This is a genomic window from Kitasatospora sp. NPDC049285, from assembly GCF_040678815.1.
Classification (GTDB): Bacteria; Actinomycetota; Actinomycetes; order Streptomycetales; family Streptomycetaceae; genus Kitasatospora.
Genome location: NZ_JBFAQR010000018.1, coordinates 50183 through 71152 on the forward strand (window position 1 = coordinate 50183; position 20970 = coordinate 71152).

Consider the following 20970-nt stretch of genomic DNA (forward strand, 5'->3'; position numbering starts at 1 on the left):
GGCGGTGTGACGAGCTACCGCATCTCGCAGCTCGCCGAACGCTCCGGTGTTCCGGCGACGACGCTGCGCTTCTACGAGGGCGCCGGGCTGCTGCCGGCCGAGCGGACCCCGGCCGGGTACCGCGTGTACGGGGAGGAGGCGGTGGAGCGGCTGGGGTTCATCTCCTCGGCGAAGCTGCTGGGCCTGCCGTTGGAGGAGATCCGCGAACTCCTCGACGTCCGGGAGCAGGGGGTGTGCGCGCCGGTGCGAGGGCGGATGCGGGCGCTGGTCGCCGACCGGATCGCCGACACCGACGCGCGGATCGCCGAGCTGACCGCGTTCTCCTCCCGCCTGGCCGCTGTCCACGCCGCCCTGGAGGGCCCGGCCCCCGCGGGCGGGTGCGGGCCGGACTGCGGCTGCACCACCACCGCGGCCCCCGCCGGCACCGGGCCGGTGGCCGTGGACCTGTCTCCCACGCGCACCGCATCCGAGTCGGGAGCGGGGGAGGGGGAGGAGTGGCGGCGGGCCCCGGTGGCGTGCACCCTCGGCGGCGACCAGGTAGGCGAGCGCAGCGCCCAGTGGCGCCAGCTGGTCGCCGAGGCCGTACGGCGCGAGAAGATCCCCGACGGACTGCGGCTGACCTTCCCCGCCGACCCGCGCCTGGCAGGCCGACTCGCCGAACTCGCGGCGGCCGAGCAGAGCTGCTGCGGATTCCTCGACTTCGCCCTGCATCTCACCCCCACCGCCGTCCAGTTGGCCGTGCGCGCCCCTGAGGACGGCGCCGGCATGCTGGCCGACCTGTTCGGAGCGACCCCGTGACCCGCACCCCTGCCCGCGCGTCGAAGCCGTGGGGCCTGCTGGGCACCGGCACGGCCGCGGTCGCCGCCTGCGCGGTGTGCTGCGCCGGTCCGCGGCTGGCCGCCCTCGGCGGTGTCGGCGTACTCTCCGCGATCGGCGCCCTGTGGGTGCCCGGCCTCGCCGTCCTGGCCGCGGTCGCTGTCACCGCGCTGGTGGTCGTGCGTCGGCGCCGCCGTGCCGCCGCGTGCTCCACCGGCCCGGCGAAGGCCGACCTCGGGATGCCTTCGCTCGGCCCGCCCGGCGGGAGCGACACCACGGTTCGGCGAGGCTGGAGCCGGTGACGGCTTTCGCCCGTCGGCACGGGCGAGCGATGTCGGGCTCGGCTCGGCAGGTTTCGATCGGCAGGCGGGTGCAATTCAGGTCAACTGCGTGGGAATCGACTCCATGGGGCGGGCTGCTGCGGCACTCTCGATGCTGAGGATGCCGACCGAGGGGGAGAACGTGGCGCCGTACGACCCGATGGAGCCGTTGAGGAGCAGCGCCCGCTCCGTTGCCGGCGTGGCCGACGACATCGCGGTGGGGCGTACCGGGTGGGGGCGGCCGTCGGACGTCGCCAACTCCCTGGACTGGACGCAGCGCCTGGCGGCGGCCCTCGCGGACGTCGTGCGACACCAGGCCGAGGCGCTGCCGGGGCTCACCGGTGATCCGCGGGCGTCGGAGGCGGCGAAGCTCATGTCCGTTGCGGCTGCCACCGCCGCGCAGTTGACCGACGAGCTCAAGCAGGCCCTGGACGCGGCCGGCACCGTTCGCTGAGGGCAGTGCGGCCAGATCCGCGGCGGGGTCCGCCGCGGGCGGCAGCGTCGCGGCATGCCCGCTCAGCAGGACCCGAACGGTGATGCCGACCGCCCCGGCGTGGGCTCTCGGGGCGCGCCGATGGCGGCGGCTGTGGTCGAGGGTCCGGCCGGGCAGGCACTCGACCGAGGTCGTGGAGCGAGGCGGTGCGGCGCTACGGGGTGCCGGGGTGGAAGCGGAAGAGGCGAACGCCGCGTCCCTGGCCACGGCTTCGGCCAGGGACGCGCGGAGCTGATAGCGCGTCAGCGTCGTGGGCGTGGCCAGTCCCGAGGCGGCCTCCCGCTCCAGTCGCGCGACCGCGCCGCCCGCGCCGAGGTACTCCACGACCACGTCCCGCACCCGGCCCGCTGCCGCCCACGCATCCCCTGCGGCCGGGCGCTCTCCGTCCGGGCGCGCGGTGTACGCGGCCCACGCGAACACGCAGTCCACGACGACATCCACCTCGGACACCCGACCCCCACCCGACCCGCACCGTCCCTGCGCCGACCGTACCGACAACACGGCCCGCCCGCTGGCCAGTTGTCCGAGGCGTGTGCGGCAACGGGTGCCGGATTCGAAGGCGGCGCAGGCGGGCGGGGACCGGGAGCCGGGACGAGCGCCTACCTCAGCACTTCTCGGAGGAGTGGTCCGAGCTGTTGTAGCCGTTGTAGAAGTCGTGGTAGTTGCCGTGGTAGTCGTGCTCGCCGATGCAGGTGGGGAACATGTGGCCGCTGACCGGCCCCATGATCACGGTGGTGACCCAGTTGATGGCGATGTGCGGGGTCGAGTAGTAGTAGCCGTTGAAGTCGCCGGTGTACCCGTCGATCGGGATGAACTGGGAGCCGTTGAAGCCGGTGAGGTCCTTGCCGCCGAAGTAGACCTTGCCGGCCTGGTGGCCGTAGGCGTCCTCCAGCCAGATCGAGCCGGAGTTGGCGTGGTAGTCCGAGTTGGTCCAGCGGACCTCGGCGTACTCCTTGCGGCAGGTGCCGCCGATGTAGCCGATGTAGAGGACGCCGAGGTGGTCGCCGTACATGTCGTTGATCTGCGTCGGCACGTTGGACACGATCGGCGCGGGGCACGCGCCCGCGGCGGAGGCCGGGGCGGCGAGGACGGTCACCGTCGTCGCCGCTGCGGCGAGCGCGACCAGTCCGGCGACGGCGGTCCGGACGGGCCGGTTGGACTTCGAAGTCATCTCGGAGTTCTCTCCTGGGCTAGATGCAGATGGGCTTGGACTGGGCGCCGTAGTGCCAGACGCCGGACTCGGTGAAGAACGTGACGGCCGTGTAGCAGTGGCCGGTGTGCCCGATCCCCCCGGTGCCGTTGGACGGGTCGCCGTCGCTGATGGAGCCGTTGTACGAGCCGTTCTGATAGGTCGTCAGGTTGCCCGTCGGCCAGCTCTGCGAGATGTACCAGCCGCTGTAGGGGCTGCTCGGCGGGGCCTCCATGACCGCGAATCCCATGCGGATGTCGGTGCTGCCGCCGCGGTAGGACGCGAAGCGGGTGAACTTGGGCGTTCCCCACTCCAGCCCGGTCATCGTCAGGCAGGCCTGCGCCGTGTAGTTGTAGTTCACCGCATGGGTGGGCCCGCAGAGCCGCACCGGGCTGTCGGCGTGAGCCGTGCCCGTGGCGGCGGTCAGCAGGCCTGCTGTCGACAACAGCGACAGGCCCGTAGCGGCGATCCTTCGAAAACGCATACGTCCCCCTTCTCGTGCGGGTGGTGAAGGGGGCGATCCGCCGGGACGCCGGTGCCTCGACGGCGCCTGCACGGCACCTGCCGATCGGCGTCCCGGCGGCCTCCCCCCGTGACTCAAGAGTCCCGTGGGTGGCGGCTGCGGTCACGGATCCCACACGACCCCACACACGTCCTAGACTCTGGCCGACACGGACGGGGACGGCATCGAGGGGGACGGCTGTGGCGGATGCGATCAACGGTGCTCCTCCGGATCCGCTCCGGGCCGCCGACCTGGCCGAATTCATCGGCCTGTTGGGCGAGTTACGCCGGTGGGCGGGGCAGCCGTCCTACCGCGTCCTGGCCGCCCGGACCGGACCGCTGTTGCGGCCACCCCGCACGGTCTCGGCGTTCACCGTGGTCGACGCCTTCAAGCCCGGTCGGCGGCGGCTCGACCTGGACCTGGTGGTCGGCATCGTCCGAGCCCTCGGGCTGGGCGAATCCGAGGTGGCGCAGTGGCGGGAGGCGTGCCTCGCGGTGCACGCCACAGCCAAGTCCGGAGGGTCTTCCGGGGTGTTCCGGCAGCTGCCGGCCGACCTGGCCACCTTCACCGGTCGCGACCGCGTGGTGCGCGAGGTGATGGCCGCCGCGACCGGTCCCGGCCGCCGCGCGGCCACCGTGGTGATCTCGGCGATCGAGGGGATGGCCGGCGTCGGGAAGACCCGGCTCGCCGTGCACGTGGCACACCGGCTGGTCCGGGACGGACGGTTCACGGACGCGCAGCTCTACGTGGACCTGCACGGGTTCGACCCCGAGCAGGAGCCCGCTGACCCGTCGGAGGTGCTGGCGGCGTTCCTGCGCCAACTCGGCGTACCGCCCGCCCAGGTGCCCACCGGCCGCGCCGAACGCGCGGCGATGTTCCGGGACCGGCTACAGGACCAGGCCGCGCTCGTCCTGCTCGACAACGCGGCCGACGAGGAACAGGTCCGCGACCTCGTACCGGGCGGCCCCGACTGCCTGGTCCTGGTCACCAGCAGGCGCAGCCTCGCCGGCCTCGACGGAGCCGACCTGTACCCGCTGGACGTCTTCACCGAGCAGGAGGCCCTGGCGCTGCTCGCGCGCATCGTCGGACCGCAGCGGACGGAGGCGGAACCGGCCGCCTCCCGGGCGATCGCCAAGGCCTGCGGATACCTGCCGCTGGCCCTCGCCATCGTCGCCGCGCGGCTGCGCGCCCGACCGGCCTGGTCGCTGGACCACTTCGCCGAGCGCCTCGAACGCGGTCTCTCCGAGCTGGAGACCGGCGGCCGCCGGCTGCGGCACGTGTTCGCGCTCTCGCTGCGCAGCCTTCCGAACCCGCTGCGCGCGTTGTTCCACACCCTCGGGCTGCATCCGGGCGCCGACTTGACCCCGGACTCGGTCGCCGCTCTGCACGGAGTCGACCCGGCGCGGGCCGAGGACCTCCTCGAACGGCTCGTCGACGAGCACCTGCTCCAGCAGCCGAGCCCCGGGCGGTACGCCCTGCACGACCTGCTGCGGGTGTACGCGGCCGAACTCGCCGCCGCAGCACCGCCGGAGGCCCGAGCCGCCGCGCAACGGCGGCTCGCCGACTGGTACGTGGACACGGTCCACCGCGCGGCGCTCGCCATCAGGACACCGGAGCTGCCGGAGCCCGGACCGTGCCGGTGGTCGGGAATCGCGACCTCATTCGACTCGTACGACCGGGCCCTCGCATGGTTCGACGCGGAGGCGGCCAACTCCGGTGCGGTGGTGCGATGGCTGGCGGCCTGCGACTTGCCCGACCACGTGTGGCGGATCGCGCTCTACCAGAAGGGCTACTTCATGCTGCGCTGGCGCCTGGAGGAGTACGTCCAGAGCCACGCCCTCGCCCTCGCCGCCGGCCGGGCCCTGGACGACCGGTACGCGCAGGCACGGGCCCTGCACGGGATGGGCGTCGCGCAGAGCCAGCTCGGCCGTCTGGACGAGGCCGAGCCCCAACTACAGGCGGCGGTCGACCTGTTCCGCGCGATCGGCGAGCGCGGTCTTGAGGTGGCGGCCCTCGCGGACATCGGTCTGATCCACGAGGCGCGCAAGGACTACCGTGCTGCACTCACGGCGTACGACGGGGCCCTGGCCGTCATCGGAAGCGCGGACGGCAAGCTGCGCAGCCGCGGCGTGATCCGCTTGAACGCCGGGTGGTTCCGTCACCTGCTGGGCGACCACGCCGGGGCGCGCGCGCAGTACGAGGACGCCATGGCGGACCTCCGCGCCGCGGACGAGATCCGCGGTCAGGTCATCGTCCTGGGCAACCTGGCCCTGCTGCACCGCGACACGGGAGACCACGCCTCCGCCCTGAGCTGCTTCCAACAGCAGTTCGAGACCAGCCGGTCGATCGGCGACGAGTACTTCCAGGCGCACAGCCTGATGGGAAGCACCCTCGTGCTGGAGGCCCTGGGGAGGGACGCCGAGGCGCGGTCCTTCCGCGAGCGGGCGCTCACTTTCGCGCGGAAGGCCGGAATGTCCGAGGAGGAGATCCTGGCCAGGCTGAACTCCACCGGTTGACGCGAGGCCGAGTCCAGGCCCTGGATCGTCTCGGATCCCCGGCACCGGATCCCCGGCACCGGATCCCCGGCATCGGGTTCGCGTGGCACCAGGTCCGGGTGCTCGTGGTGCCGGTCAGCGGCCCGCGCGGGTGGCGAGGCCGTCGAGGACGCAGTCGAGGCCGAATGCGAACTCCGTGTCGGGGTCGGGTTCTTGGGTCTCGTGGACGCGGCGGGCGAGCATCGGGTGTTCGCCCGCCGCGAGGACGGCGCTGATGTAGGGGCCGAGGCTGCGCTGCCACTGTTCCTCGGTCAGGCCGGTGCGTTGTTCGGCGCGCCGGGCGGCCTGCTGGGTGGCGACCGAACCGAGCACGTAGGCGTGCAGGGTGCTGAGGGCCTGCGAGGCCAGGGTGATGTCGGGGGTGAGGGCGACGGCGGCGCGGAGGGCGGATTCGGCCCGGCGCAGCGTATTGGGGCCGAGTGAGGGCCGGCCCGCGAGTTCGGCGGCCAGCCACGGGTGGCGCAGCAGGGTCGCGCGTTGGGCGTGCGCGACCGCGGCGAGGTCGGTGCGCCAGTCGGGGGTGGGCTCGGGGAGCGGGTCCTCGCCCTGGGCCGCGTCGACCATCAGGTCCACCAGCTCGTCGCGGTTGGTGATGTAGCGGTAGAGGGTGGCCGTGCCGGAACCGAGGTCGCCGGCGACCCGGCGCATCGAGACCGCGGCCAGGCCCTCCGCGTCGGCGACGGCCAGCGCGGCGGCCACGTACTGGTCCACGCCCGGGGCGCGGCGGGCCGGTTCGGGGCGGGGCCTGGTCCACACCGACCAGGGAGCGGGTTCGGTCATCGGGGGCTCCCATTCTCGTTGACCGGCATTCTAGCTTCTGGCTACGGTGTATCCATGACGGAAACAGTGTATCCAGAAGTGCCGGTCGTGGTGGTCGGAGGCGGCAGCGTCGGGCTGCTCACCGCTGCGTTGCTCGCCCACCACGGCGTCCCCGCGGTGCTCGTCGAACGCCGCCCGGGGCCGTCCGTCCACCCGCGTGCCACCGGCATCGGGCCCCGGACGGTCGAGATCCTGCGCGAACTCGGGCTGGACGCCGCCGTCGACGCCGTCGCCGTCGACCTGCGCGGTGCCACGGCCAAGGCGGTGGCGCGGACCGTCGTCGAGATGGGCGCGGGTGACGTCGTGGCCGTGCCCATGCCGGTCCCGTCCGCCACCGAGCTGGACACGACGCCGTTCCGGCTGCGCGGCGTCTGCGCACAGGACCGGCTCGACGCCGCGGTGGCGGCCGACCTGGCGCGGCGCGGAGCGGACGTGCGCTGGTCGACCCGCCTGGTCGGCATCGCGCAGGACGCCGACGGGGTCGACGTCGAGCTCGAGGGACCCGACGGTCGCTACCGGCTGCGCGCCGCGTACGTGGTGGCCGCGGACGGTGCGCGCAGCCCCGTGCGGACCGCGCTCGGCGTGGGCACCTCCGGCGCGGGCGACCTCGGCAAGTCGAAGATCAACATTCTGTTCCGCGCCGACCTCCGTCCCCACCTGCGGGGGATGTCCTTCGGCACCTGCACGATCACCACGCCCGCGGCGCCCGGCCTGCTGGTCACCGTGGACGGGGCGACCACCTGGGTCTTCCACGTCACCTGCGACGTGGACGGCGGCGAGCACCCCGAGGACTACACCGACGAACGCTGCGTCGAGGTCGTGCGCGCGGCGGTCGGCGATCCCGACCTGGACGTCGAGGTGCGCAGCGTGTTGCCGTGGCGGCCCCGCAGTGCCCAGGCCGACCGCTTCGCCGTCGGGCGCGTGTTCCTGGTCGGCGACGCCGCGCACACCGTGGCACCCCTGGGCGCGTTCGGCCTCAACACCGGCGTCGCCGACGCCCACAACCTGGCGTGGAAGCTGGCCGCCGTCCACCACGGCGAGGCGGGCGCCGGCCTGCTCGACACCTACGCGCAGGAACGCGAGCCGGTCGCCGCGGCGACGCTGGACCAGGCCATGCGCAGGTACGCCGACCCGGCACTGCACTGGGGACGTGGACCCGAGGCCGACGCCGCCCGGGCAGCGGCGGGGGTCTGGGCGGCGCCGGTCGTCCACCTCGGTCAGCGGTACGACTCAGCCGCCGTCGTCGACCCGCGGCCCGAACTCCCATCCACGGTCGACCTGGTGGCGTCGCTGGACGGGTCGCCCGGTTCCCGGGTGCCGCACGCGTGGGTCGACGACGTCTCCACGCTCGACCTGGTCGCCTCCCGGTGGACTCTGTTGGTGGGCGTCGCGGGGAAGCGCTGGCGCGCGGCCGCGGTGGCCATCGGCCTGCCGGCGCATCAGGTCCGGACACCGTGGCTGCCGGACGACGGGGCGCTGCTCGTGCGACCGGACGCGATCGTCGCGCTGCGGGCCGAGGCGCCGGTCCCGGACCCGGCGCGGCACCTCGCCGACGCCTTGGACCAGGTGCTGGCCCGCCCGGTCGCGGCACCGGCCACCTGACCCGCCGTCACCCGTGCGGCGGCGCCCGACGCACGGTCGTCCACGGGTGCCGGCCGGGCCGGCTAGCGGCGGCTGAGGTAGGTGAGGACCGCGAGGACGCGGCGGTGGCCGCTGTCGTCGGGGGAGAGGCCGAGCTTGGTGAAGACGTTGCCGATGTGTTTGTGGACGGCGTTGTCGGTGATGACGAGGCGGGCCGCGATCGTGGCGTTGTCCATTCCTTCGGCCATCAGGGCGAGGACCTCGCGTTCGCGTCGGGTGAGGGCGGCGATCGGGTCGCGAGCGGGACGGGTGAGGAGCTGCCCGATCACCTCGGGGTCCATGACGGTGCCGCCGGCGGCGACCCGGCGCAGCGCGTCGACGAACTCGCTGACCCGGCCCACCCGGTCCTTGAGGAGGTAGCCGATGCCGCCGAGACCGTCCGAGACCAGCTCGCCCGCGTACTGCTGCTCGACGTACTGCGAGAGGACGAGCACCGGCAGGCCGGGGTGCCGGCGGCGGGCGCGGATGGCGGCGTGGATGCCCTCGTCCCGGAAGGTCGGTGGCAGTCGCACGTCGACGATGGCGACGTCCGGCCGGTGTTCGGCGACGGCGGTGGCGAAGCCGGGAGCGTCCCGGGTGATCGCGGCGACGTGGAAGCCCTTGGCGGTCAGCAGGAGTTCCAGGCCGCTGGACAGCAGGACGTTGTCCTCGGCGATCACGACCCGCACGGCAGGCTCACCTCGATCGTGGTCGGGCCGCCGCGCGGGCTGTGGATCCGGACGGCGCCGTCGAACGCCAGGACCCGGTGGCGGATCCCGGCGAGGCCGGTACCCCGGGTCTCGTCGGCGCCGCCGACGCCGTCGTCGCTGACCTCGATCGACAGGTGGTCGTCGGCGCGTGCGACGCGGACGGCGGTGCGGGTGGCCCGGCTGTGCTTGGCGGCGTTGGTGAGCGCCTCGGCGACGGTGAAGTACGCCACCGCCTCGACCGCGGCGGGGATCGTGCCGAGCTCGCCGACGTCGAGGGCCGTGTCGATCGCCGATCGGGTGCCCAGCGCGGCCAACGCCCCGGCGAGGCCGCGGTCGGCGAGGATCGGCGGATGGATCGACCGGAGCACGGTGCGGAGCTCCACCATGGCCTCCTCGGTGTTCCGGTGCGCCTCCTCCAGCAGCGCGGCCACCATCGCGGGGTCCTCGTGCAGCACCTCGCGGGCCACGCCCAGCCGCAGCGCGATGGCCACCAGCCGGGCCTGGGTGCCGTCGTGCAGGTCGCGTTCGATCCGGCGGAGTTCCGCGCCGTGCGCCTTCATGGCGTTGGCCCGCGTCTCGGTCAGCGCCCCCACCCGCTGCGTCAGGCGGTCGGCGGCCGAGGGGGACAGCAGCACCGTGCAGATCCGGGCGTGCAGGCGCGCCAGCGGGGGAACCAGCCAGCAGGTCAGGGCCGCGAAGGCGACGGCCTGGGCGGTCCCCAGGGTCAACGCCGTTCCCCACCCCGAGAGTTGGAACCCGGCGGCGAAACCGCCCGCGCGGGTGCCGGCGGGCAGCGCCCACCACACGGGCACGGTGACGGCCGCGGTCACCGCGTTGCCCGCGCACAGCACCACGACCGACCCGAACGCCAGACCGGTCACGATCCAGCCGCCCAGCCAGCCGAGGACCCGCCACCCACCCACGACGACGGGACCGGTGGCCGGGATCGCCAACTGCCGTTCGGCGCGGCGCCGTTGCCAGGACGCCCAGGCCCCCGCCGTGGTCGGGACGAGGAGTACGGGCAGCGCGAGGAGGGCGAGCGCGGCGGTGCCGAGGCTGCCCAGCAGGTAGCCCAGAGCGCGCCACGTCGCCGACAGTCGATCGGCCACGGAGTGGTTCATCCGCGCAAGTCTGGGCCATCGCGACCGCGCCCGGCACTACAGCCCGCTCCACCTTTTTCCCACCCGTGGGCTGTACTGCCCGCGCTCCCCGACCCGACCTAGCGTCAACGCCCATGACGAACCCACAGATTCTCCCGGTCCGGCGACGCGGCAGGTCCGCCCGACGGAACCTGGTCCTGGCCGCCGTGGTGGCCGCGACCCTGTCCACCTGCGTGCCCGGCGTGGCGGCCGCCGGGCAGGAGGACGGCCGGCTCCGGCACCGGCTCCAGCTCCAGCGGGACGCCGATGCGATCGCCGCACTCGGTGTGACGGGTGTCCAGGCCCGCCTGGTCAGCGCCGACGGGCGGGACCTGACCGCCACGAGCGGCGTCGCCGACCTGACGAGCGGTCAGCCGGTTTCGGCGGACGGATACTTCCGGGTGGCCAGCGTCACCAAGGCGTTCGTGGCCACCGTGGTCCTGCAACTGACCGGTGAGGGCAAGCTCTCGCTGGACGACCCGGTGGAGCGGTGGTTGCCGGGCGTGGTGTCCGGGAACGGCAACGACGGACGCAAGATCACCGTCCGCCACCTGCTCCAGCACACCAGCGGCATCCACGACGACTACCCCGACTACACCTCGGCGGACGACTTCCAGGAGCACCGGTACGACACCTCCACGCCCGAGCAGACCGTCGCCCGGGCGATGCGCCACCACCCGGACTTCCGGCCCGGCAAGCACTGGCGGTACTCCAACACCGGCTACGTCCTGCTCGGCATGATCATCGAGAAGGTCACCGGAAGCCCCTGGCACCAGGATGTGGCGGACCGGATCGTCCGCCCGCTCGGCCTCGACCACACCTTCCGGCCGGGCACCTCGCCGACGCTGCCCCAGCCGCACGCCGAGACCTACCAGCGGTTCGCGCCCGACGGTCCGTTGGTGGACGTCACCGAGCAGGTCGGCTTCGGCACCAACGGAGAGGCGGGGCTGGTCTCCACCACCGCCGATCTCGACCTGTTCTTCCGCGCCCTGCTCGGCGGCCGGCTCCTGCCCCCGGCGCAACTCCGGCAGATGACGCGGACCGTCCCCGTCGGCGAGGAGTTCGAGCCGCTGATGCCGGGCGCCCGCGACGGACTGGGGCTCTTCTCCCGCCCGCTGTCCTGCGGCGGGGTGTACTGGGGCCACGAGGGCGGCGACGCGGGTTGGATCACCGCGACCGGCGTCACAGCTGACGGCCGACGGGGCGTCACCGTCTCGCTGTCGGGCGTCCTCGCCGCATCGACCGAGGACGTCCTGGGGGTGACGCAGGCGGAGAGCAGGCTGGTCGACGACGCGCTGTGCGGCGCGACGGACACCGACCGGCGCTAGCCGGGCCCCGTTCCGTACGAGGCTGCGGAACCGGGCGATCGGCGGCACGGGGAACGCGTCTTCGGTACGACGGATGAGATCCGGATCCTCCTGTCGGAGGCACGTGGCCTGCGGGCGAACGCCGTGGCGACGCGTTCCGGACGCTGACGGGAGTCGGCCTGATGACCAGCCAGAACCCGGCGCCGCCGCGGCCCGTGCCACCGGACGGGTCCCGAACCGGCCGAGCCGAGTGGTGGCGGGAGTTCACCTGGACGGCTTGCTCGTCCTGCGCCCGCTCCTACGGGTTCCTAGAGTCTGGGCGTGGGGGGCGATGCCCTCCGGCATCGCACGGGCGCTTCCGCGTCGTCTCGGGAGTCGTGCCGGTGCACTCCAGCTCTGAGGAGAGTCACGTGACCACTGCATCCGACACGCCCGTCCTCGACACGCTTGCGGCCATGACGATGGATTCGATCGAGCGCTGCGGTCTGCCGCAGGACATGCTCATTCTCACCCGCATCGCGGCCCTCGCCGCGATGGACGCCCCGCCGCTGTCCTACCTCGCACACATCGAGCCCGCGATGAAGGCCAACCTCACCGCCGCCCAACTGCAGGACGTCCTGGTCGCCATCGCCCCGATCGTCGGGACCGCCCGCGTCATGTCCGCCGCCGGACACATCGCCGAGGCGCTCGGCATCGCGATCGCCGTCGCCGACGAGGAAGTCTCGAAGGGGGCCTAGGCCCCGGCAGCCGCTCGACGGCTGCGCCGCCTGTCGGAGCTGTCGCTGCCGACGTCGAAGGCTCCGCCGGGTGGAACCGGCGGAGCCTTCGACGTCGCGGCGGAAACCGAGCGGGTGTCAGCAGGTCAGGACGGGACCGGCCCAGTCGGCGTGGTCGCTGTTGCTGCCGTCTCCGCCGTCGGTGACCACGAGGTGGAGCTCGTTGGCGCCGGTGAGGTCGGCGGTGAGGTGCTTGACGCCGGTCGAGGCGGTGACCAGGCCGCTGTCGGCGGCCTTGGCGCCGTCCTTGTAGATCTGGAAGGCGACGGTGCCACGGCCCATGGCTTCGGTGTCGACGCCGACGTCAGTGGTCAGCGTGGTGCAGGAACCGCCGAGGTAGTAGACGATCTCGCTGGACGCGTTGACGCCGAGGCCCTTGGCGTAGGTGGTGGTGCCGATGGTGAGGGTGTGGCCGTCGCCGGACTGGTTGTCGCCGTTGCTCATGTCCTTCTCGACCTGGCCCCAGCCGTTGCTCGCGGAGGACCAGGTGAGGTCGGAGAGCTGGTGCGCGCCGGCAGCGGGGCCGTTGCCGCAGGCGATCTCGGCGTCGGCCCAGTCTGCGTGGTCCCAACTGGTGCCGTCGCCGGCGTCGGTGACCACCAGGCGCAGGGTGGTGGCGCCGGTGAGGTCGGCGGTCAGCTTCTTGGCGGGGTCCTTGCCGGTGAGCTTCCCGCTGTCGGCGGCCTTGGTGCCGTCCTTGAATATCTGGAAGACCGCCGAACCGTTGCCGTAGGCCTCGTCGTCGATGCCGACGCTGGTCACCAGGTTCTTGCAGGCGCCGCCGAGGTGGAAGGTGATGTCGCTGGACGCGTTGACGCCCAGGCCCTTGGCGTAGGTGGTGCCGCGGATGGCGAGGGTGTGGCCGTCGCCCGCTGCCCAGTCGCCGTTGCTGTGGTCGCGCTCGACCGGGCCCCAGCCGCTGGACTGGCTGAGGAACGGCAGGTCGCTCAGGTAGCTCATGCCGGTGGCCGGCGGGACGGGCGCGCTCGGGGTGACCCGGAACATGGCCGTGCCGTGGCCGGGAACCGTGGCGCTGATGCTGCCGGTGCTGGTGGTGGTCTTCTTCGACCACAGGTCCTTGACCGTGTACGAGGGCGCACCGGCGATACCGACGGTCTGGACCGTGGTGGTGATGGTGGCGTCGTAGGAGCCCTCGTTGGTGAGGGTGACCGCGCGGCTGCCGTCCGCCAGCGGCTTGCTCATCACGACCAGGCCGTTGTCGCCTGAGACGACGGAGCCCTGCTTGCCGAGCGGGTCCTGGTCGACGGCGATGACGTCGGTGTTGGTGAGGATGTCGAGGGTCTCCTGCTGGGCGGTGCGCAGGTCGGCGCCGATCAGCAGCGGGGCGTTCATCTCGGCCCACAGGCTGAAGTGGGTGCGGTACTCGGTGCCGGTCATGCCGCCGTTGCCGACCTCCAGCATGTCGGGGTCGTTGTACGCGCCGGGCTTGGCGTAGGCGGACAGGCCCTGGTTGGCGTGCGCGATGGCGATCATGCTCTGCCAGGTGTCGCTGATGTCGCCGGTGGTGCGCCAGGAGTTGCCGACCGGCGGTGCCCAGTTCCACGGGCCGGTGGAGCCCCACTCGCAGATGCTGTACAGGATCGGGCGGCCGGTCTTCTTCAGCGCGTCGCCCATCGCCTGGTAGCGGGTCTGCGCGTCGACGCCCTGGTTGTTGCAGTTGTCGTACTTCAGGTAGTCGACACCCCAGGACGCCCACAGGTCGGCGTCCTGCTGCTCGTGGCCGAGGCCGCCCGGAAAGCCCCGGACGTCACAGGTCCTGGTGCCGGCACTGGAGTAGATGCCGAACTTCAAGCCCTTGCCGTGCACGTAGTCGGCGAGCGCCTTGATGCCGTGCGGAAAGCGCACCGGGTCGGGGACCAGGTTGCCGGCGGCGTCGCGTTGCGGCAGCGCCCAGCAGTCGTCGAGGTTGACGTACCGGTAGCCGGCCGCCTTGAGGCCCTTGCTGACGAACAGGTCGGCCATGCCCTTGACCAGGTCCTCGTTGAACTCGGACCCGCACCCGGTGGTGTTCCAGTTGTTGAACCCCATCTGCGGGGTCAGGTTGATCCCGTTGTCCAGCGCCGACGCGGCCGGTGCGGTGGCGAGTTGGAATCCGACGGCGAGGGCGCCGCCTCCGGTGAGCAGACTGAGCGCGGTCAACGCCGAGGCGAACCGACGGCGCGGCGTGCTGCGTGATGAGCGCAAGGCTCTTCCTCCTGTGGTGCAGGGATGCGGAACGGGACAGGTGGTGCTGGTACGGGTCGCGCCGGCCGCGGCGCGCGGCTCCGGCAGGCGCGACCCGGGCTCACGGGGTGACGGGCCGTCAGGACAGCAGCGTCCAGCTCTGGCCGGGGGTGTTGCCGTTGGGGGTGTTGGTGACGACGCCGGAGGTGGGCGTGGTGGAGGTGGTGTCGAGAATCAGGCCGGTGGCGACGTTGGTGATGGTCAGTGCGCCGGTGGCGGTGTTCTGCACGACCTTCCACTCCTGCCAGGGGTTGCCGGCGGAGTAGTTGAGCAGGTAAGCGCTGTTGCCGGGCTGGGTGCCGGCAGCGAGCACGGTGTGCTGGTGGGTGGGGGTGTAGCAGTTGTCGCTGATCCGGACGGTGCCGTCCGGGTTGGTGGTGAAGGTCCACTGCTCGGAGGTGTGGTCGGTCCACCAGGTGTTGATGTCGGCCGAGGAGCCGAGCGGGGAGCTGCAGGTGCCGGAGACCTCGAGGGCCTGGCCGCCGGTGCCGCCGGCGGTGAGGGAGTGGTAGCGGCCGTCGCCGACGATGGTGGCGGGGATGGTGGTGGGCAGCGGCTTGAGCCGGTACATGGCGACGCCGTGCGCGGGGATCGAGGCATTGATCGGCCCGGTGATGTTGCCGGTGGCACCGGTCCACAGCTCCTTGGAGGAGTAGCCGGGGCCGGTCAGGCCGAGCGCGCTCAGGCTGGTCGAGACGGTCTGGGCGTTGGTCGGGTCCTGATTGAGCAGGAGGACCGCGGTGTCCCCGCCGGAGAGTTGGCGCTTGAGGACGATCGGGGCGGTGCTGCTGTTCGGCGGGTTGCCGACCAGGGTGGCGGGCTTGGCGAGGGCGTCCTGGTCGACCTTGATGACGTCGGCGTTCTTGTAGATCGCCAGTGCGGAGGCGCCGATGCCGGTGGACCAGGTGAGGCCGTTGTCGGTGTGCTGGGAGTCGGCGGTGCTGCGCAGGTCCGCGCCGGAGATGAGCGGGGAGGCCATCATCGCCAGGACCGACATCTCGCTGCGCGACTCGGTGTCGCTCATCGGCTTGTGGCAGGTGCACGTGTCGGTGACGCCGTAGACCCCGTACGGGTTCAGCCAGCCCGCGAACATCATGTCCATGTCGTTCCAGCTGCCGGCCCGGACGTTGCCCGGGTACTGCAGGGCGGTCCGCAACTGGCCGTTGTACAGCACGCCCTCCAGGTCGGGGCCGCGGTCGCCGCCGATCCGGCAGAGGTTCGCCACCTGGCCGCACCAGACGCCGGTCGGCGCGTAGCCCGGGGCCTGACGGGCGGGGGTGCCGGTCGCACGGATGACCGGGTCGGTCCGGGCCGGGTCGTCCCCGGCCAGCAGGTACGGGACACCCGAGTGCACGGGCTGGGCGGAGACGCTGAGCGCGACCCGCGGCTTCCCCTGGGCGGCGGAGGCGGAGTCCAGGGCGCGCTGGAAGTCCTGGGTGCGGGCGTAGATGGAGCGGGTCAACTCCCGTCCCTCGCCCTGGGTGTAGTAGTCGTACCCGTCCGGGCCGATGATCTGCGGACCGTAGGGGCAGTCGTCGTACTTGACGAAGTCCACGCCCCAGGCGACGAAGTCGGTCGCGTCCGTGGACTCGTGCCCGAGGCTGCCCGGGTGGCCCTGGCAGGTGGTGTACGTGTCGGTGGCGTAGAGGCCGAACTTCATGCCCTTGCTGTGGGCGTACCAGGACAGGTACTGGATCCCGTTCAGGGTCTGACCGTTGACGACGTGTGAGGGGAAGTGGTTCGGGTCCGGGATCAGGTGGCCCGTCGTCGGATCGAAGCCGCTGCCGTCGGTGCCGCTCGTCGGGTTGCGGTTGGAGTCGTACAACTGCATCGCACCGTAGGAGTTCTTCACCAGATCGGTGCTCTGGCCGTCGCGGTGGGACAGCGACCAGCCGTCGTCGATCGTCACGGTGTTGTAGCCGGCCTGGACCATGCCGTTGGCGGACATGAAGTCGATCGTCTGGACGACCTGTTCCTGGGTCACCGCGGTGCCCAGGGTGTTCCAGGAGTTCCACCCCATGGGAGGGGTGAGGGCGAGTCCGTTGTCGAGCGCCGCCGCAGGGGTGGAGGTGGCGACGACGGCGGTGAGTCCGGATGCCGCGAGCGACAGCGCGGCGAGGGCGTGCAGCACGGCGCGGGGCATGGGTGGGCGCAGGGGTGGGCGCATGGGGGTGCTCCAGGTGAGCGGGTGGGGGTGTGGGGTATCTCGGCTGTTTCTGTTGAATCCATCTCCAGAGGTCGACGGCTGGAGGAATCTTCAAACAGAAAGCAACGCATGCTAGCCACGTGGGGGGCAACTACTCAAGACCCTGCACGCATCGGCCTCGCGAACCCGCTTGCCGGACCACCTCCTTGACGCGCCGTCATGGAGCGCAGGGGGCGGTGCACGGGTCGGGCGAGGCCGGAAGGAGCCGCTCGGACGACCCGGTGTCGGCGCACAACCGGGCAGAATGTCCGGAAAACAGGCAACTTGCCTGTAGCGGTCGCTAGTTGCCTACCTCTCCGCACGCGAGCATCACGGGGCGACATCGCCCGGCGATCCTCTTGACTTCGTAGTGCAATGGCACTGTGATATGTCACGTAACGTTTGAGCCTGTTGGTTTCTGGTGGTTTGACGGGCCGCCGGAGCCTGCATGTCAGCCCCATGGCCGCCCGACCGGTCACCACTCACCTCGAACCCCCACCCGCGCCTGGGCCGCCCTGCGGCGAAGGCGCAAAGGAGCGTCCCCTCATGTTCCGAACCACCAACCGCCGTGCCGCCGCCGGTCTGCTGATCGCCCTCGGTCTGACCACCACGGCCTGTTCCACCGGCCAGGAGTCCGCCTCCGGTGCCGCCTCGGTCGCCCCGGTGAACGGGAAGGTCTCGATCACGTACCTGCAGAAGCAGGGCGACCAGGAGTACTTCATCGGCGAGGCGGCCGGCGCCAAGGCGAAGGCGGCCGAACTCGGCATCGACCTCAAGGTGGTGAACCTGGGCAACGACGCGAACAAGACGGTCAGCGAGGTGCAGGCGGCGATCGCGCAGAAGACCAACGGCGTGATCATCGTCGTCCCGGACCCGGCGGTGGGCCCGCAGGTGGTGCAGACCGCCAAGGACGCCAAGATCGCCCTTCTCACGTCGGACGACCAGGTCTGCGCCACCGGGCCGGACCCGGCCGCCTGCGCGAAGTCCGACCTGGTGCCGCGGATCGGCTTCTCCGGCGCCCAGATGGGCGGCGAGGTCGGCAAGCGCGCCGCCGAGGAGTTCAAGAAGTCCGGCTGGAATCCGGCCGACACGCGGATCATCTCGGCCTGGAAGCAGGACGTCACGGTCTGCGGCGACCGGGTCAAGGCCGCCAAGGAGGCCTTCACCTCCGCCGTGTCCGGCGTGCAGAACGTCGACGTCGCCACCGACAACACCCCCACCGGCGCGCAGGACAAGGTCGCCGCCACGGTCACGGCCAACGCGGGCGTCAAGCACTGGGTGGTGTGGGGCTGCAACGACGAGAACGTCCAGGGCGGCGTCACCGCCCTGCAGAACGCCGGGGTCAGCCCCGCCGACATCGACGGCGTCGGCCTCGGCGCCTACCTGGCCTGCAAGGACTGGAGCGGCGGCAAGCCGTCCGGCATGAAGGCCGCGCTGTTCATCAACGGCAAGGACGTCGGCGCGCTCGCCGTCCAGACCATGTACGACCGGCTCAAGAACGGCAAGGACATGCCGGCCGAGGCGTTCGCCCCCACCACCATGGTCGACGCCGCCAGCTGGAAGAGCGCCGGCGTCGGCTGCAACTGACCACTTCGCCCGGCAGCCGCCCGGTGGGGCGGGCGGCTGCCTCCACTCCTTCGTTCCGCACATGAGGTGACCCAGCAGTGAGCAGAGCACGCCGCTCGACCCCGGACCGCCGCCCTCCCGAGCCTCGGCCTGCCGCCACCGGAGCACGGGTCGAGCGCATCACCAAGCGATTCGGGGAGATCCAGGCCCTGAGCGACGTGACCCTGGACTTCCCCAGCGGAAGGGTCACCGCCCTCATGGGCGAGAACGGGGCGGGCAAGTCCACCCTGCTGAAGATCCTCACCGGAGACCATCGGCCCACCGAGGGCCGGGTCCTGCTCGACGGGCAACCGGTCGACCCGCGTTCCCCGGCGGAGGCACGGGCCGCGGGCATCCGGATCATCCCGCAGGAACCCGAGATCATTCCGCACGTCTCGGTCGCCGAGAACGTCTACGCCGGTTCCCTTCCCCGGGCATTCGGCCGCCGCCTGGACCGGGCCGAACTGCGTCGTCGCATCACCGCAGACCTCGATCGTCTCGGCTTCGCCGACGTCCTCGACCCGGACCTGCTCGGCTCCCAGCTGACCCCCGCCCAGCGCCAACTGGTGGAGATCATGCGGGCGTTGACCGGTACGGCACGGGTGATCGCGTTCGACGAGCCGACCTCCTCGCTCTCCGAGCACGAGGTCGACGCGCTGTTCGCGCTCATCAACCGCCTGCGCGACCAGGACATCGCCGTCGTCTACGTCTCCCACCGGATGCAGGAGATCTTCCAACTCGCCGACCGCATAGCCGTCCTGCGCGACGGCGCCCTGGTCGGCGTCCAGGACGCCCGGACCACCACCGAGGACGACCTGGTACGCCTGATGGTCGGTCGCGACCTGTCCACGATGTTCGTCCGGCGGCCCGTCGCCACCGACCGGGTCGTCCTGGACGTCCGCGACCTGACCACCGACCAGGTCCACGGCATCGACCTGCGCGTCCACGCCGGTGAAGTCGTCGGCCTGGCCGGCCTGATCGGCGCCGGACGCTCCGAACTCGCCCTCGCGCTCGCCGGCGACCTGCCCGTCCACAGCGGCAGCATCACCCTGGACGGTCGTCCGCTGCCGTCCGGCGACCCCGGCGCGGTGATCCGCGCGGGACTCGGCCTGGCCCCGGAGGAGCGCAAGGCGCAGGCCCTGTTCCTGCACCGCACGATCCGCGACAACACCTCGATCGCCGTACTGGAGCGGCTGCGGCGTTTCCGCTTCGTGCGGCGCGGCGCCGAGCGCGAGCTGGCGCAGGAGTACACCGACCGGCTGCGGGTGCGCACCCCCTCGATCGAGCACGAGGTCCGCAAGCTCTCCGGCGGCAACCAGCAGAAGGTCGTCCTCGCCCGCTGGCTCGCCCGCAAACCGAAACTGCTGATCCTCGACGAGCCCACCCGGGGCATCGACGTCGGCGCCAAGGCCGAGATCTACCAGATCATCGCCGACCTCGCCGAACAGGGCACCGCACTGCTCGTCATCTCCTCCGAACTGCCCGAACTGCTCGGTCTCGCCGACCGGATCGTCGTCATGCAGAACGGCCGGGTCACCGGCGAGCTGAGCCGGCAGGCAGCCACCGAGGAGGCCGTCCTGCAACTCGCCATGGCCGACGACATCAGCGCAACCGCATCAGGAGCACTCTCATGACCACCGCCACCACCCCGCCGACCGTCGCGGACACCAAGAACCGCAGCCTGCCCGGCAAGCGGCTTCCCCTGCTCGGCACCGTCGGCGGGCAGAACCTCAGCCTGATCGGTGCCCTCGTCGCGGTGCTGGCCGTCTTCGGGGTGCTCAACGACAACTACCTCAGCCTGAACAACATGCAGGTCATCGCCGAGGCCGCCACCATCACCGGGCTCCTCGCCGTCGTCCAGACCGTCGTCATCATCTGCGGCGGCCTCGACATCTCGGTCGGCTCCCAGGCCGGCGTCGCCTCGGTCGTGAGCGCCATGGTCTTCACCTCCACCGGCTCCGACGCCCTCATCGGCATCGCCGCAGCGGCAGCCGTCGGCCTGCTCATCGGCGCCCTCAACGGCGCGGTCATCGTCTACGGTCGGGTCAACCCCACCATCGCCACCCTGGCCGGGCTCGCCGCCTACAAGGGCCTCGCCCAACTGCTCTCCGACGGCCGGGCCCAGGGCTACGTCCTCAACAACCCCGTCTTCGTCTTCCTCGGCCGAGGGAAGATCGCCGGACTCCCGATCATGGTCTGGATGCTCATCGCGGTCGCCGGCGCCGTCCATGTCCTGCTCAGGTACACCGACATCGGCCGCAACCTCTACGCGATCGGCGGCAACGACACCGCCGCCCGGCTGGCCGGCATCAACATCAACAAGTACCTGATCGCCGTCTACGGCCTGATCGGCGTGGTCGCCGCCCTCGCCGGCGTGCTGCTCACCGCCCGCACCGGCAGCGGCCAGCCCACCTCGGGCAGCGAGGGCCTCGAGCTGAAGGCGATCACCGCGGCCGCGCTCGGCGGGTGCGCACTCAAGGGCGGCAAGGGCGGCGTCGGCGGCACCCTGCTCGCCGTCGCCCTGCTCGGCGCGCTGGAGAACGGCCTCACCGTCCAGGGCATCAACTCCTTCTGGCAGAACGTCGCCCAGGGCGCCCTCCTCGTCATCGCCGTCGTCATCCAGCAGCGCCGCACCAAGGAACGCGCCATCGGACTCCCGGCCTGACGGCGCCAGGCCACCGCTCATCCTG

Annotated in this window: 17 protein-coding genes; 10 read left to right on the forward strand and 7 right to left on the reverse strand. The window is 72.0% G+C overall.

All coding sequences use genetic code 11. The annotated features are described in order from the left end of the window. The first annotated feature begins 6 nt into the window (after nucleotides 1-6). The 3 genes from AB0K51_RS14640 to AB0K51_RS14650 all read left to right on the forward strand — a co-directional run bounded on the left by AB0K51_RS14640 (nucleotide 7) and on the right by AB0K51_RS14650 (nucleotide 1590). Nucleotides 7-798, forward strand: a complete 792-nt coding sequence (locus AB0K51_RS14640; protein WP_363454314.1) for a heavy metal-responsive transcriptional regulator — start codon at nucleotides 7-9, stop codon at nucleotides 796-798. Further along, nucleotides 795-1118 carry a hypothetical protein gene (locus AB0K51_RS14645; protein WP_363454316.1) on the forward strand — a complete coding sequence of 108 codons (324 nt, stop codon included), beginning with the start codon at nucleotides 795-797 and terminating at the stop codon, nucleotides 1116-1118. Before AB0K51_RS14640 ends, AB0K51_RS14645 begins: the two co-directional genes overlap by 4 nt. 139 nt (nucleotides 1119-1257) lie before the next feature. Beyond that, a complete protein-coding gene (locus AB0K51_RS14650; RefSeq protein ID WP_363454318.1) occupies nucleotides 1258-1590 on the forward strand; it encodes a hypothetical protein in 333 nt (110 codons plus the stop codon). Nucleotides 1591-2233: 643 nt separating this feature from the next. On the opposite strand, the gene AB0K51_RS14655 is transcribed toward AB0K51_RS14650, so the two are convergent. Then, nucleotides 2234-2800 (reverse strand): hypothetical protein, encoded by a 567-nt coding sequence (locus tag AB0K51_RS14655; protein ID WP_363454320.1) that lies wholly within the window; start codon nucleotides 2798-2800, stop codon nucleotides 2234-2236. Nucleotides 2801-2819: 19 nt separating this feature from the next. Next, entirely contained in the window at nucleotides 2820-3263 is a 444-nt protein-coding gene (locus AB0K51_RS14660; protein WP_363454322.1) for a hypothetical protein, read from the reverse strand. 257 nt (nucleotides 3264-3520) lie between these two features. Here AB0K51_RS14660 and AB0K51_RS14665 point away from each other — a divergent pair, with 257 nt between their 5' ends. After that, a complete protein-coding gene (locus tag AB0K51_RS14665) occupies nucleotides 3521-5836 on the forward strand; it encodes a tetratricopeptide repeat protein (protein ID WP_363454324.1) in 2316 nt (771 codons plus the stop codon). 114 nt (nucleotides 5837-5950) lie between these two features. On the opposite strand, the gene AB0K51_RS14670 is transcribed toward AB0K51_RS14665, so the two are convergent. Next, nucleotides 5951-6655, reverse strand: a complete 705-nt coding sequence (locus AB0K51_RS14670) for a TetR/AcrR family transcriptional regulator C-terminal domain-containing protein (protein WP_363454326.1) — start codon at nucleotides 6653-6655, stop codon at nucleotides 5951-5953. Nucleotides 6656-6709: 54 nt separating this feature from the next. On the opposite strand from AB0K51_RS14670, the gene AB0K51_RS14675 reads away from it, so the two are divergent. Beyond that, nucleotides 6710-8296: an FAD-dependent monooxygenase gene (locus AB0K51_RS14675; RefSeq protein WP_363454328.1), complete on the forward strand. Its 1587-nt coding sequence runs from the start codon at nucleotides 6710-6712 to the stop codon at nucleotides 8294-8296. 62 nt (nucleotides 8297-8358) lie between these two features. Here the strand turns inward: AB0K51_RS14675 and AB0K51_RS14680 are convergent, their stop codons facing one another. After that, on the reverse strand, nucleotides 8359-9003 hold the full coding sequence (locus AB0K51_RS14680) for a response regulator transcription factor (RefSeq protein WP_363454330.1): 645 nt from the start codon (nucleotides 9001-9003) through the stop codon (nucleotides 8359-8361). After that, entirely contained in the window at nucleotides 8991-10145 is a 1155-nt protein-coding gene (locus AB0K51_RS14685) for a histidine kinase (RefSeq protein ID WP_363454332.1), read from the reverse strand. Before AB0K51_RS14685 ends, AB0K51_RS14680 begins: the two co-directional genes overlap by 13 nt. A gap of 113 nt (nucleotides 10146-10258) precedes the next feature. Between AB0K51_RS14685 and AB0K51_RS14690 the strand changes: the two genes are divergently transcribed. Continuing rightward, nucleotides 10259-11491 carry a serine hydrolase domain-containing protein gene (locus tag AB0K51_RS14690; RefSeq protein WP_363454334.1) on the forward strand — a complete coding sequence of 411 codons (1233 nt, stop codon included), beginning with the start codon at nucleotides 10259-10261 and terminating at the stop codon, nucleotides 11489-11491. Nucleotides 11492-11880: 389 nt separating this feature from the next. Further along, nucleotides 11881-12207 (forward strand): carboxymuconolactone decarboxylase family protein, encoded by a 327-nt coding sequence (locus AB0K51_RS14695; protein ID WP_363454336.1) that lies wholly within the window; start codon nucleotides 11881-11883, stop codon nucleotides 12205-12207. Nucleotides 12208-12324: 117 nt separating this feature from the next. Here the strand turns inward: AB0K51_RS14695 and AB0K51_RS14700 are convergent, their stop codons facing one another. Further along, nucleotides 12325-14295, reverse strand: coding sequence for an NPCBM/NEW2 domain-containing protein (locus AB0K51_RS14700; protein WP_363454428.1), 1971 nt, complete (start codon nucleotides 14293-14295; stop codon nucleotides 12325-12327). Nucleotides 14296-14569: 274 nt separating this feature from the next. After that, nucleotides 14570-16657, reverse strand: coding sequence for an alpha-galactosidase (locus AB0K51_RS14705; RefSeq protein ID WP_363454338.1), 2088 nt, complete (start codon nucleotides 16655-16657; stop codon nucleotides 14570-14572). Nucleotides 16658-17221: 564 nt separating this feature from the next. On the opposite strand from AB0K51_RS14705, the gene AB0K51_RS14710 reads away from it, so the two are divergent. The 3 genes from AB0K51_RS14710 (at nucleotide 17222) to AB0K51_RS14720 (ending at nucleotide 20945) form a co-directional block, all read left to right on the forward strand. Continuing rightward, nucleotides 17222-18262, forward strand: coding sequence for a substrate-binding domain-containing protein (locus AB0K51_RS14710; RefSeq protein WP_363454340.1), 1041 nt, complete (start codon nucleotides 17222-17224; stop codon nucleotides 18260-18262). A gap of 77 nt (nucleotides 18263-18339) precedes the next feature. Next, a complete protein-coding gene (locus AB0K51_RS14715; protein ID WP_363454342.1) occupies nucleotides 18340-19914 on the forward strand; it encodes a sugar ABC transporter ATP-binding protein in 1575 nt (524 codons plus the stop codon). Then, nucleotides 19911-20945: an ABC transporter permease gene (locus AB0K51_RS14720; RefSeq protein WP_363454344.1), complete on the forward strand. Its 1035-nt coding sequence runs from the start codon at nucleotides 19911-19913 to the stop codon at nucleotides 20943-20945. Before AB0K51_RS14715 ends, AB0K51_RS14720 begins: the two co-directional genes overlap by 4 nt. Nucleotides 20946-20970: the final 25 nt, after the last annotated feature.